Genomic DNA, 13,641 nt, shown 5'->3' with positions numbered 1-13,641 from the left:
CCCCTTAATACCACACCATCTCACAAAAAAATTTTGGCTAACTGGGTATAATATTAAAATAATTTAAGTTTGCTAATAAGGAAAGTTCCAATGAGCCACCTTTTTTCACCTGCATCAATAGGCCAAGTTTCGCTTAAAAATCGTATTATTGTTCCCCCAATGTGCCAATATTCTGCAGAAAATGGTATGCCAACAGCATGGCATAAAGCCCACTACATGAACCTTGCTTTATCAGGTGCCTCTTTAGTTATTGTAGAAGCCAGTGCTGTTGTTCCTGAAGGTCGTATTACCTACAAAGACCTAGGCTTATGGAATGAAGAGCAAATGACAGCAATGCAACAAATACTCAGCGACATCCGGCAATATTCAGATGCACGCTTAGGAGTACAAATCGCTCACGCTGGTAGGAAAGCATCAACAGATTTACCTTGGTTAGGGGGTAAAAGTATTCAGTCCACACAACCTAATGGCTGGCAGACTGTAGCACCATCAGCACTGGCTTTTGGTAATAATGCAATTCCACATGCATTAACTATTGAAGAAATTTCGCAGCTCAAACAGCAATTTATTGAGGCAGCAATTCGGGCAGAAAAAGCAGGTTTTGACGTTATTGAGATCCATGCTGCTCATGGATATATACTGCATGAATTCTTATCGCCAGTTTCAAACTTACGACAAGATGAATATGGAGGATGCTTTAAGAATCGTACTCGCTTACTGATTAATATTTTCCATGAGATGAGAGAAGCCATTAGCCCTAATGTTGCAATTGGTGTACGGATCTCCGCAACAGATTGGCTTGAATCGGGTTGGAGCGTACCTGAATCAATTGAGCTAACAGAATTATTAGAAGATTTAGGTTGTGACTATATCCACGTCTCATCTGGCGGGTTATCAACTGAACAACAGATACCATTGAGCCCAAATTACCAAGTCCCTTTAGCACAAGCTATTCATGAGAATACTATGATGCCTGTCATTGCTGTCGGTCTTATCACTGAACCTTTGCAAGCAGAAGCCATTGTGGCAACTCACCAAGCAGATTTTGTGGCAATCGGTAGAGGTATATTATTTGAACCACGCTGGCCTTGGCGAGCAGCAAGTGAATTGAACGAACAAATAGACGTTGCACCGCAATATCTACGCAGTGCCCCACACCAATTCAAACACTTATTTAAGTAAAAATAATAAATTCGCAGCTATTGTTGCTTGATAATCAATAGCTGCGAGTAATAAATAATTAACGTGCGTTAGTCGAGCACTGTTGAACGAATTCAATCATGGTTTTTTGGAATTCAGGCTCTGCGGTACCTGATTTTTCTAATTCCGCATCCATACGTTTAAATTCAGCTAAACCATATTTTTCAATTGTTTTATCATAGGCACAACCACAAATTGCGGTAACTGCTTTTGCTGTTTCACCTTGAGGATTACCAGATGCAACGACACAAGTATTAACAAAGTTGTCTTTGTATTCAGCAATTTCTGATTTTTCATCAGAACATGCAGACAACACAACCATTGCTCCTGCCATACCTAATATTAATGCTAATTTTTTCATTTTATGCCCGTTTCCTATTCAGCTTTAACTAAGGTGATAATATTAAACCGCTATTATTCCTAGTTCACGCTATTTTGGATATATCGTTTATGTTTTCAATACCATTAATCTTAATATGCTAAATAAGAGGTTCTTATTAAGATTAACATCCCTATCACTGACTATGCATATTAATCATAGCTGTTTTCTTATAAAAAATCTGTATTGACCCATTGTTTATTATGTGTATTTTACCTTGGTAATGAATTAGAACAACGCCATCGGTAATAGAATAGTGCCGATAAAATTAGCACACAACCAACAATTTGGACAAAAGGCATTCTTTCATTGTACCAAATAGCCGCTACAAATACGGTCATAACAGGTTCAAGGATCATAATAATTGCAGCATTGCCGGCAGTAGTATTTTTTTGACCAATAAGTTGCAATACAAAGCGTAAACTCGTTGCTATTACAACACTAGCAATAAACCACATCATGGTAGGTACGGTGATGCTACTTGGCCACTCTTCTAAAAAAAATGACAAAACTAACCCAGTCATTCCTGTACAAGCAAGCTGAATGGTCGTTAACGGCAAAAGAGGGATTGTTCGAGTATATAAACTGGTATAACAAAAATAGATAGCTTGGACAATTGCCGCACCAAGAAACCACAGTTGGCTTGCTTTAAATTCAAGCTGTGCCTTAAATAGTGTTAAACATGCCAACCCTAATACAGCGACCGGAAGTGCCTCCCAGAAATAACGTACAGGTTTATTTTTTAAAATAACCCATGCGACTAGCGGGACAAACAACATAGCAAGGCTCATGATAAAAGCCCCTTCACCAATTGAATCTGTTATCGCAACTGCGTGGATCCAGAGCACCATATTTAATGACATCCAACCGCCTGTCATTAATATTTTTGGTAATTGCTTCGCCGTTATTCTATTTTTTTTCCCTCGACAAAAAGGGGCTAAAATGATGGCTGCAAATAAAAAACGGCTACCAAGAAAGGCAAAAATAGGCATTCCCTGCACTGATTCTCGGGAAAATACCCACCCCCAAGCCGCGATTATCGTGGTAAGCACCAAGAAAAATTCTGCCTTTCTTTGTGAATACATGTGTTCCTCTGGATAAATTAACTGACTCGCAGATACATCATACTGGCTTTTGTATGTAAACCAATCACATTTATGGCCTTTCTCTCCGACTTCCCTAAATAAAAAATATCTCGCCAAAGAACGATAAATATGACCTTAAATTAAGAGCCATTTCCTCTTAATAAAGATAATTTTACTTCTTGGCTGCTTTTTTCTTATTAACTAGACTAAGTCTGATTTTAAACGCGATAAATGGGGAAGTTTGCATAGAATCTCATCAATTTATCTTCTTACATAGCCTGAGATAATCAAGGGCAGACAAACAATGCACAACTTGATGAAAGGTTATATCATGGTTATTCAAAAAACATTACTGATAGATAATGATAAAATCAAAAAAATTAAGACTGCGATCAATAAGAGAAAATATGCACATGCCGATGAAATAAGTTTGTTATGGCAGCACGCTTTAAAATCATCGTCAGTCTTCAGTTGGGGAAAAGTGATGCTAATTTCTATCATTAGTGGTCTTGTTATCACAATAGCCACTTATTTGTAGGATGAGCTTTTAAAAAAAAGAAGAAATCGAGCCTATCGCCCGATTTCTATTAACTTTCTTTGATATAGCTAAAATAGCTAATTCAACTAATTACCAGTAACCTAAGAATTTCCACCAAACGCTACCAATAAAGAACCAAATGGCTAAGTTAACTACGCTCATCACGAAACCTGTTTTCCACCATTCCGCAAGGGTTGCATAACCCGAACCAAAAATAATAGGTGCAGTACCCGTACCATAGTGTGTCAATGACATCATTAGTGACGATGAGAATGCTAATGTTAAAGCTAATAACATTGGTGGAGCGCCAAGGGCTAAACCTGCCGAGAAAAATGCTGCATACATCGCCGTAATATGCGCGGTTGTACTCGCAAAGAAATAGTGAGAATACACATAAATTAAAACAAGAATTAGCATTCCCCATACCCAGCTAATGCCTAATCCATCAATAGTTGCACCGACGGTTAATGACATCCACTTTATGAGACCGAGCTTACCTAAAAAACTCGCCATCATGACTAAGGCAGAGAACCAAACGACAGTATCCCATGCCCCTTTGTTTTTCAGAACATCATCCCAATTAATAACCCCTGTCGCTAATAGAACACTCAACCCAATAAACGCCGCGGTGGTTGCATTAACACTATATGCAGGCCCAAAAATCATGGCAGGAACACCAGCCCACAACAAAAGTAACAACCCAAAAACACCGAGAGTTATTTTTTCAGGTAATGAAACTGGGCCTAATTGTTGTAAACGTTCTTTGGCAAAATTTGGCGCATCCGGTGTTGAAGTAATTTCCGGCTTATACATCAAATAGATCACCAAAGGCATTAATATTAATGACACGATGGCAGGAACAAACGCCGCAATCGCCCACATACCCCAAGTTAATTCATTTTCTTGGCTTGTTTCACTAATAATCAAACTGACAATTAATGGGTTTGGCGCTGTCGCCGTAATAAACATTGCAGAAGTGATTGGGTTAATATTGTAGTTAACGAGCGATAAATAACGCCCTATCTTACCTGCGGTTCCATCATCAGCCTTTGACCCAAAACTATCCGAGATCGAACGCATAATTGGGTGAATAATTCCCCCACCTCGAGCCGTGTTACTTGGTGTCACAGGTGCCAATATTGTTTCTGCTATTGCCAATGAATAAGCAATACCCAATGTTTTTTTACCGAATAAAGAAATGACATAATAACCTATCCTTGCCCCCAGGCCTGTTTTATTCAAGCTCATGGAAACCATGATAGAAATACCAATTAGCCAAATTAGATCATTAGAAAAGCCACTTAAAGCATCCGCAATTGCCCCTTTAGTTGATTCAGGGTTAGTGACCCCGGTTACTGCAACTAATGAAATAGCGACAATAGATACACCTCCTATTGGTAAAGCTTTACCAATAATAGCAGCGATTGTACCTACAAATAATGCTAAAAGATGCCACGCATTTGGATTAACACCTTCGGGAACAGGAATTAAGAACCAAATAATTAATGTTATTGCAACTGCGATTAGAGTTGGTACAGGTTTTAAAGGTGTTAGTTTATTCATAAGGTTATCCATACACGTATAAAGATGGAAATACAGAGTAATTTCAGTTATATATTCTAATTTTATCTTTAGATTAACAATATATAGCTCAAAAACCTTGATATTTATCAGTACGTGAATTCTTTTATGATAAATTTTAAGCCAGTTTGTAACGATGTGTAATATATTATTTCAGATATCAATCGTTCCATATTTCTTGCACAAAAAGATAAGCCTACACTTACATTAATAAGAGTAAGAATAAAACTGGGATTATTATTTGCTCTGTTACTAGGTTAACAGCACACAATCACATTTGTCACATAATCAAATTTGGTTAGTAATATACTAAAATTTCAATTTTTTTTATAGTTCATCCTCAATTTATGATTGCTGAATCGAATTAATAAAATAAAACCAAGAAATATTCAAAATTATATTGAATATATAAAAAATTATAACAATGACAACATTGATTAAAAAACACGCATATTACTATTAAATTAATACCTCTGCTTAATTAACATTAGTTATTATCTTATCTGATAATTTAAAAAAACACTTATAGTGATTATGCTCTGTTCTCAATACCATTTTTATCTCTAATCTAAATGTGAGTAATCAAACTTATCAAAATATGACTAATAAGGAAACGAAATGCCCACTGATAACATTTACATCACAAACTCTCAACAACCATGTATTGTATTATGTACAACCAATAGCCATGAAAGTGCAATTAAAATTACCCAACACTTACTCGCTAATCGCTTAGCAGCATGTGTTTCCCTACTGCCTGAAATAACATCTGTTTATCTATGGCATGGTAATATCACGCAAGATAAGGAGGTTTTACTCTTGATCAAAACGACCCAAGGAAACCAACTTAATCTATTTAATGCAATAAAAGAAATACACCCATATGAAACCCCAGAACTCATTCGCTTAGACCCAAGCCAAGTTGAAGACAATTATCTGCAATGGCTGATTAACTCTGTCAAATAATAGGTATTAATCTGAATTTAATAACTATAGCGTTATAAATTGTGAGCTAATATCATTTTTGTATAAATTAATTCAACTGGTCGGCTATGGTTTACCGTAAATTAGTGCTATATAAATAAGCTCGCTTTATATTTATTTTCCCTCCTTAATATTTGGAGGTTTTTTTTGTCTAAAATTGACTAGCGTATATTCCTTCAACCTGCTAAAAGTCCGATTTATTCGCCCCTTTGGCATTACATGGTTAGACAGCTATTATTATTATCGGCATTCTCCTTAAAGAAAAAAGCGACTGATATTAATATCAATCGCTTTGTGTATAAAAAATAGCCTGAATAAGCTAGTCTCGTAATGGCGGGTTTCTCACTTGCCTATCACCTGCTACATAATAATCTGCATTGCTTGTGGGTAACGAAGGACGGTTTCGAATTTTATCGGCAATTTTCTCTGCAATCATGATGGTCGTTGCATTTAAATTCCCTGTAATGATCAACGGCATAATCGATGCATCGATAACCCGTAGATTTTCAATACCGTGAACTCGCCCTGCACCATCCACGACTGCCATATCATCGTAACCCATTTTACAGGTTCCACACGGATGAAAAGCGGTTTCTGCTCTCTCGCGCACAAATGCATCTAGCTCTTCATCAGTGCTAATCTGTTTGCCAGGGCTTATTTCATCCCCACGATATGGGTCAAGTGCTGGCTGAGCCATAATTTCACGAGTAATACGAATGGCGGCACGAAACTCTTCCCAATCTTGCTCCGATGACATGTAATTAAACAAAATACTTGGATGTTGCTTTGGGTCTAGGGATTTCAAGCGAACACGCCCTCGACTAGGCGATCGCATTGAGCCTACATGGGCTTGAAAACCATGCTGATTGACTGCATTACTACCATTATAGTTAATCGCCACAGGCAAAAAGTGGAATTGAATATTTGGCCATGCGAATTTTTCGCTAGTGCGGATAAACCCACCTGCTTCAAATTGATTACTTGCGCCAACTCCAGTCCCTTTAAATAGCCACTCAGCGCCTATTTTAGGTTGGTTTATCCATTTTAAGGCTGGATATAATGAAACTGGTTGTTTGCATTCATATTGCAAATACATTTCAAGGTGATCTTGCAAGTTTTGCCCAACACCAGGTAAAACGTGCACAGCTGGAATATTGAACTCAGCCAAAACATCCTCAGGCCCAACTCCAGAACGCTGCAAAATTTGCGGTGAGGCGATCGCACCTGCACATAAAAGAACCTCTTTACTCGCCTTCACTACCGTAGGTGTAGTGCTATTACCTTGATAATATTTAACACCAACCGCTTTTTTCCCTTCAAACTCAATGGTATCTGTCGTGGCATGGGTAAGAATAGTCAGGTTATTACGCTTTTTCGCTTGGTCTAAATACCCTCTTGCTGTACTTGCTCGTCGCCCTTGCGGTGTAACTGTACGGTCCATTGGGCCAAAACCCTCTTGTTGAACCCCATTTAAATCATCTGTTTGCGGGTACCCTGCTTGTACGCCTGCTTCCACCATCGCATGAAATAGCACATTATTGCCATTTTTCGGTGTTGTCACACTGACGGGGCCATCTCCGCCGTGATAATCATTTGGGCCAATATCACGTGTTTCCGCTTTTCTAAAATAAGGTAAACAATCAAGGTAACGCCAGTCTTCTAACCCAGGCGCTTCCGCCCAACCATCAAAGTCTAGAGCATTCCCTCGGATGTAACACATCCCATTAATTAATGATGAGCCACCAAGCCCCTTTCCACGACCACACTCCATACGGCGGTGGTTCATATGCGGTTCAGGGTCAGTTTCATAAGCCCAATTATAACGTCGCCCTTGTAATGGGTACGCTAATGCCGCTGGCATTTGTGTGCGAAAGTCGAACCGGTAATCCGGTCCTCCTGCTTCAAGGAGCAGCACAGTAACATCAGGATCTTCTGTCAGGCGGGTAGCAAGAACGTTACCGGCTGAACCAGCACCGATAATAATATAGTCATAGACCATTGTTATCTCCTCTGTTTCAGTCAAATTAAAATGATGTGATTAAAAAACGGATGCAAATTCCCCCAGTTCCACTTGAATAGATTTTACTTGTGTATAATTTTGCAGTGTCATAACGCCATTTTCGCGGCCAACGCCGGAATGCTTATATCCACCCACGGGCATTTGTGCGGGTGATTCCCCCCATGTATTAATCCAACAAATCCCAGCCTCTAATTGATGAATAACACGGTGTGCACGTGTTAAATCTTGTGTCACCAATCCTGCTGCTAACCCGTACACACTATTGTTCGCACGAGCAATCACTTCGTCTTCCGATTGATAACTCAAAATACTCATAACAGGGCCAAAAATTTCTTCCTGTGTGATTTGCATTTCATCGTGGCAATCGGTGAATACGGTTGGTGCAACATAAGCTCCCTGTGCAAAATCGCCATCCATTAAGCGTTCACCACCGCACAATAATCTCGCGCCTTGTTGTTTGCCTAACGCAATATAACGCAACACGTTTTCCATATGAGCAAAACTGACTAATGGCCCAAAGTTGGTGTTTTCGTCAACCGGTGAACCTATTTTAATGCGAGCCACACGTTCAGTGATCTTGTCCTCAAACTGTGATTTAAGCGATTCAGGCACAAAAACCCGTGTTCCATTGGTACACACTTGGCCTGAACTATAAAAATTCGCCATCATGGCAATATCCGCAGCTTTATCTAAGTCTGCATCATCAAAAATAATTAGAGGCGATTTACCGCCTAGTTCCATCGTCACCTCTTTTAAAGAAGAAGCTGATGCATTCGCCATCACTTTTTTACCGGTTGCGATCCCCCCTGTGAATGAAACTTTGGCAATATCAGGGTGCTCCGTTAACCATTGCCCCACTTCACCGCCTTGGCCTGTCACTACGTTAAATACCCCTGCTGGCACGCCCGCTTCAGTGTATATTTCAGCCAACTTTAACGCTGTTAACGAAGTGACTTCACTGGGTTTGAACACCATGGCATTACCTGCTGCTAGTGCAGGAGCTGATTTCCATAACGCAATTTGGATAGGATAATTCCATGCCCCAATGCCTGCCACGACTCCCAGAGGTTCACGACGAGTATAAGCAAACGAGCTATCACGCAAAGGGATTTGCTGCCCCTCCAGCATCGGAATTAAACCTGCATAGTATTCAAGAACATCCGCCCCTGTAACGATATCCACATAACGAGTTTCAGAAAGCGGTTTGCCCGTATCAAGGGTTTCGAGGTAAGCCAATTCGTCGTTACGTTCTCGTAAAATATCCACCGCACGGCGTAAAATACGTGAGCGTTCCATCGCAGTCATTGCCGCCCAGACTTTCTGGCCTTGTTTAGCGCTTTCTACCGCCCATTGGATATCTTCAAGGGTCGCAGATTGCAGATCCGCGATAGTTTCCCCATTGGCAGGGTTGATTGCAGGAAATCGCCCGCATTCAGGTTGTGAACTGTCGACATAACCACCATGAATATAAAGCTTATGTATCGGTGGATGTTGCATATTATCTCCTCTGAATTGGTTATTAGGTTCCTAAAACCTCAGCACGTTGTAGTTGCATATCGATGTATTCGTTAGTGATTTTGAGTGCATCCTTAACAGGAAATTGTTCATTACTCAAAGCACTACGTAGCCATAGGCCATCAATTAAAGCAGCCAGCCCCTTTGCTGCCATCCGCGCATCTGCCTTGTTTAATACCCGCCCAAACTCATAGCTTAAGTTTGAATACAAACGCCGGTCATTAACCTGTTGTAAGCGGTTTAAATTCGGTTGATGCATACTGCTAGCCCAAAAGGCTAGCCACGTTTTCATCGCGGCCTCACTGGTTTGCGTTGGATCGAAGTTGCCTTCAACAATCGCCTGAATTCGTAGTTTTGCCTCCGCCCCTGTTAACATGCGTAAACGCATTGCCACCGCAAAACCCAACTGGTATTGAATATGGCGCATAGTGGCTTCAAGCAAGCCATTTTTATCACGAAAATAATGGCTGATGATCCCTGTAGAAACCCCGGCTTTACGGGCAATTAACACAAAACTGGCTTCCTGCATTCCAACTTCATTAATCACATCCAATGTGGCTTGAATTAACTGTTGTTTACGTATCGACTGCATTCCTATCTTCGGCATGGTATTTGAACCTAAAAAATACATTGATCCCTTTTATTAAACGTTTTTTTGATTGAATGTTCAATCAATATTAACTATTGTTTACAACAATTCATTCACAATTAACATAAGAGAGAAGATAACAAAAACCAAATCTTGGCTGATAAATCAATAGATTAGCTTAGAAAGTAATTTTAACCTGTTAAATAAATAAAAATGTGGAATGTCCAATGACAACTCAAAATAGCCCAAAAAATAAGCAGAAGGATAAATTGAATTCTGTGGTTTTTTTTACTTCCGCCGGTCTTATTCTGGCGTTTTCTTTTTTCACCATCTTGATGACTGAAACAGCAAATCAGTGGATCGTTGCCGCGCTTGGGTGGGTATCTAAAACCTTTGGTTGGTATTACCTGCTAGCAGCAACGCTTTATATTGTTTTTGTCATTTTCGTTGCTACCTCACGCTTTGGTAATATCAAACTCGGCCCTGAACAATCTAAACCTGAATTTAGCGTGCTCAGCTGGTCTGCGATGCTATTCGCGGCAGGAATTGGTATCGATTTAATGTTTTTCTCCGTCGCTGAGCCGGTCACCCAATATATGCTGCCGCCAACGGGCGAAGGCGAAACCTTAGAAGCAGCTCGTCAGGCGATGGTGTGGACACTGTTCCACTATGGCCTAACGGGCTGGTCTATGTATGCCTTAATGGGGATTGCACTGGGTTACTTCAGTTATCGTTATAACTTACCGCTAACCATTCGCTCCGCACTCTATCCTATTTTTGGTAAACGGATTGACGGCCCAATTGGCCATACAGTAGATATTGCGGCAGTACTAGGGACGATTTTCGGTATTGCAACAACTCTTGGGATCGGGGTTGTTCAGCTGAATTATGGCCTCAAAGTATTATTCGACTTACCTCAAGGGCTCCCCGTGCAAAGTGGGTTAATTCTGCTATCAGTGATTATGGCCGTGATTTCTGCCACATCTGGGGTAAATAAAGGTATTCGGGTGTTATCCGAGCTCAATGTGCTTTTGGCATTTGGCTTGATTTTATTTATCTTATTTGTCGGCGATACCGAGTTCTTACTCAATGCCTTAGTACTGAATGTGGGGGATTATATCAACCGCTTTATGGGTATGACCCTCAATAGCTTTGCCTTTGACCGCCCAACGGATTGGATGAATAGCTGGACGCTGTTTTTCTGGGCGTGGTGGGTAGCATGGTCGCCATTTGTTGGGTTATTCCTCGCTCGTATTTCTCGTGGTCGGACCATTAGACAGTTTGTGATCGGTACTTTAATTATTCCGTTTGTTTTCACACTATTGTGGTTATCTATTTTTGGTAATAGTGCATTGTATGAAATCATTCACGGCAATAGCGAACTTGCCAAAACCGTCCTCGACGCCCCCGAAAAAGGCTTCTATTCACTACTTGAGCTTTACCCTGGCTTTGGCCTAACCGCTTCTGTTGCAACCATTACTGGGCTGTTGTTCTATGTCACCTCTGCTGATTCCGGCTCATTAGTATTAGGTAATTTCACCTCAAAACTCAGTGATATTAACAACGATGCTCCTAATTGGTTGCGAATTTTTTGGTCTGTCGCAATTGGTTTACTCACCTTAGGGATGTTAATGACAGATGGCGTCGCTGCTTTACAAAATACAACGGTGATCATGGGCTTACCATTTAGTTTTGTGATCTTCTTTATTATGGCTGGGCTATATAAATCATTAAAAGTTGAGGACTTTAGACGCGTTAGTTCGCTAAATACCAATGCGCCTGCACCGCTGTATGGCAATGGAACACTCAATTGGAAACAGCGTTTGGGACGAGTGATGAATTTCCCGGGAACGACTTATACCCAGCGGATGCTTGATTTGGTGTGCATTCCTGCTATGCAAGAAGTGGCAAAAGAGCTCAGTTTAAGGGGAGCGAAAGTGGAATTTAACACCTTGCCACCCATTGCTGATGAGCGCTTAGACCATTTAGAGTTAACTGTTGACCTTGGTGAAGAACAAAGCTTTATTTACCAAGTGTGGCCACAGCGCTATTCCGTTCCCGGTTTTACCTATCGCGCACGTTCAGGGAAATCCCATTATTACCGCTTAGAAACCTTCTTATGGGAAGGCTCACAAGGGAATGATTTAATGGATTACACCAAAGAACAAGTGATTAGCGATATTCTAGACCAATATGAAAAACATATGAATTTCATTCATTTAAGCCGTGAAGCTCCCGGTGCAACCTTAACATTCCCTGAATCTGTATAATTTGACCTCTAAGGGGGCGATGCTCCCTTAGAGTCAACAAATGAACAACTTATCAATAAGGGCGGCCCGCTTGCTCTAGCATTTTTTTCATTTGCTGGCGATCATTCATCCAAGCCATTGAATTAGGGCACCCTGCTCCCGTCGGGTTAACATCACACACATTAAAATGTTTTGAAAACGCATTTTCATCTGCATTTCGCTGCTCTAACAAAGCTTGATAACTTTGTTCTTCTTGTGGAAGTTTCTTTTTGGGATCAAAGACAAACTTTTGTTGTGTTTGTAATTTTTTAATTCCTTGGTAGTCTTGATTAAACTCGCGATCAGCGGGTGACTTTTCTTTAAATGTAAAGTCGCTGGCAAAGCCATAAGAAGTAAAACAAAGAAAAATAGCAATAATAACCTTTTTAGACATATCAATTTCCTGCTGTATCCATAAGTAAATATTATATGTCAGCAGAAACGCATGGTGTTGAATAATAATAAGTGAAATTTATAAAATCCTTAATATTCAAATAAATAATTTACATAGGTTATTAAATCAATTGATTGATACATCATTGAAATTGGCTTAGTCTTATTATATCAACCCTATGATGGATATTGGTGATAGCCCATTTTCTCTGAAATATTACGCCCCGCCGTTTTCAGTAATTGGACATAGTCATCAATACGCTGCTCATCAAAACGAATCGTTGGGAACGAAATCGATAGCCCTGCAACCACATGACCTAAGCGGTCATACACTGGTACAGCAATACAGCGCAGGCCTAACTCTTGCTCTTCTCTGTCTTGTGCATAATGGCATTCACGAACTGTGGCTAATTCCGCCAGCAGGTCTTCTATCGTTAAAATTGTTGTTGCCGTTTTTTGACTAAAAGTTTCATCTTTCAATGCCAAACGAATGGATTCTTCATCTTGCCAAGCGAGTAAAATCTTACCGATTGCGGTGCAATACAATGGGTTACGACGCCCAACCCGTGAATACATGCGTAAATTATAACTCGAGTCGATTTTATGGATATAAATAATGGCATCTTCATCTAATGCACCCAAATGCACCGCTTCATGGGTTAATTGGCCAATACGGCGCATTTCTTTATCTGCAATTTCTATCAGGTCAACATACTCGAGGGATTTTGCCCCTAATTCGAAGAGTTTTAAGGTCAGTGAATACTTATCTGCTTCACCTTCTTGATCCACATATCCTAACTGTTTCATCGTTTGCAGAAAACGAAATGTCGTGGCTTTTGACATCAATAAACGCTGTGAAAGCTCAGACACACCAATCTCTTTTTGCTCACCAAGGGCGCTAAGAATGCTAAATACCTTAACCACTGCTGAAACAGCATCCGTTTGAGTCGTTTTATCCATTATTTTTCCATCATCCTATAATCCTATAAATTGATATCGACATTACACCCTAACTAATAGCATAAGTGGCTATCATGATAAAAACAAGAACGGCGATTCGATATTTTTA

Annotated in this window: 12 protein-coding genes; 4 read left to right on the top strand and 8 right to left on the bottom strand. The window is 40.1% G+C overall.

The features are described from left to right. Window positions 1–90: 90 nt before the first annotated feature. Window positions 91–1,182: an NADH:flavin oxidoreductase/NADH oxidase gene (locus tag PSF31_RS05925; protein WP_096865102.1), complete on the top strand. Its 1,092-nt coding sequence runs from the start codon at window positions 91–93 to the stop codon at window positions 1,180–1,182. Between the two features lie 58 nt (window positions 1,183–1,240). Here PSF31_RS05925 and PSF31_RS05920 read toward each other — a convergent pair whose 3' ends face one another. Together PSF31_RS05920 and PSF31_RS05915 are read right to left on the bottom strand one after the other, a co-directional pair. After that, a complete protein-coding gene (locus PSF31_RS05920) occupies window positions 1,241–1,561 on the bottom strand; it encodes a hypothetical protein (protein WP_004255491.1) in 321 nt (106 codons plus the stop codon). Window positions 1,562–1,791: 230 nt separating this feature from the next. After that, window positions 1,792–2,664: a DMT family transporter gene (locus tag PSF31_RS05915; RefSeq protein ID WP_036957835.1), complete on the bottom strand. Its 873-nt coding sequence runs from the start codon at window positions 2,662–2,664 to the stop codon at window positions 1,792–1,794. A 331-nt stretch (window positions 2,665–2,995) separates the two neighbouring features. Here PSF31_RS05915 and PSF31_RS05910 point away from each other — a divergent pair, with 331 nt between their 5' ends. Beyond that, entirely contained in the window at window positions 2,996–3,202 is a 207-nt protein-coding gene (locus tag PSF31_RS05910; RefSeq protein WP_226617192.1) for a 3-oxoacyl-ACP synthase, read from the top strand. 90 nt (window positions 3,203–3,292) lie between these two features. On the opposite strand, the gene PSF31_RS05905 is transcribed toward PSF31_RS05910, so the two are convergent. Continuing rightward, window positions 3,293–4,765, bottom strand: a complete 1,473-nt coding sequence (locus tag PSF31_RS05905) for an anion permease (protein ID WP_096865100.1) — start codon at window positions 4,763–4,765, stop codon at window positions 3,293–3,295. A 636-nt stretch (window positions 4,766–5,401) separates the two neighbouring features. Between PSF31_RS05905 and cutA the strand changes: the two genes are divergently transcribed. After that, a complete protein-coding gene (gene cutA / locus PSF31_RS05900; protein ID WP_094961204.1) occupies window positions 5,402–5,749 on the top strand; it encodes a divalent-cation tolerance protein CutA in 348 nt (115 codons plus the stop codon). Window positions 5,750–6,086: 337 nt separating this feature from the next. On the opposite strand, the gene betA is transcribed toward cutA, so the two are convergent. From betA to betI, 3 genes are read right to left on the bottom strand one after another with little or no spacing between them, the layout of a single operon-like run. Next, complete coding sequence (gene betA, locus PSF31_RS05895) at window positions 6,087–7,766, bottom strand: choline dehydrogenase (protein ID WP_096865099.1); 1,680 nt, start codon at window positions 7,764–7,766, stop codon at window positions 6,087–6,089. Between the two features lie 39 nt (window positions 7,767–7,805). Beyond that, window positions 7,806–9,284: a betaine-aldehyde dehydrogenase gene (betB, locus tag PSF31_RS05890; protein ID WP_096865098.1), complete on the bottom strand. Its 1,479-nt coding sequence runs from the start codon at window positions 9,282–9,284 to the stop codon at window positions 7,806–7,808. Window positions 9,285–9,306: 22 nt separating this feature from the next. After that, entirely contained in the window at window positions 9,307–9,909 is a 603-nt protein-coding gene (betI, locus tag PSF31_RS05885; protein WP_164560978.1) for a transcriptional regulator BetI, read from the bottom strand. Between the two features lie 209 nt (window positions 9,910–10,118). Here betI and PSF31_RS05880 point away from each other — a divergent pair, with 209 nt between their 5' ends. Then, window positions 10,119–12,161: a choline transporter gene (locus tag PSF31_RS05880; protein WP_004255510.1), complete on the top strand. Its 2,043-nt coding sequence runs from the start codon at window positions 10,119–10,121 to the stop codon at window positions 12,159–12,161. Between the two features lie 52 nt (window positions 12,162–12,213). On the opposite strand, the gene PSF31_RS05875 is transcribed toward PSF31_RS05880, so the two are convergent. Both PSF31_RS05875 and kdgR read right to left on the bottom strand, forming a co-directional pair. Beyond that, window positions 12,214–12,573, bottom strand: a complete 360-nt coding sequence (locus PSF31_RS05875; protein ID WP_096865097.1) for a hypothetical protein — start codon at window positions 12,571–12,573, stop codon at window positions 12,214–12,216. A gap of 176 nt (window positions 12,574–12,749) precedes the next feature. Beyond that, window positions 12,750–13,532: a DNA-binding transcriptional regulator KdgR gene (gene kdgR, locus PSF31_RS05870; RefSeq protein WP_004255519.1), complete on the bottom strand. Its 783-nt coding sequence runs from the start codon at window positions 13,530–13,532 to the stop codon at window positions 12,750–12,752. Window positions 13,533–13,641 lie beyond the last annotated feature (109 nt).

The sequence above is a fragment of the Providencia sp. PROV156 genome (genome assembly GCF_028480905.1).
In the GTDB taxonomy this organism is placed as follows: Bacteria; Pseudomonadota; Gammaproteobacteria; order Enterobacterales; family Enterobacteriaceae; genus Providencia; species Providencia hangzhouensis.
This window is presented reverse-complemented; position numbering and strand designations above follow the sequence as displayed.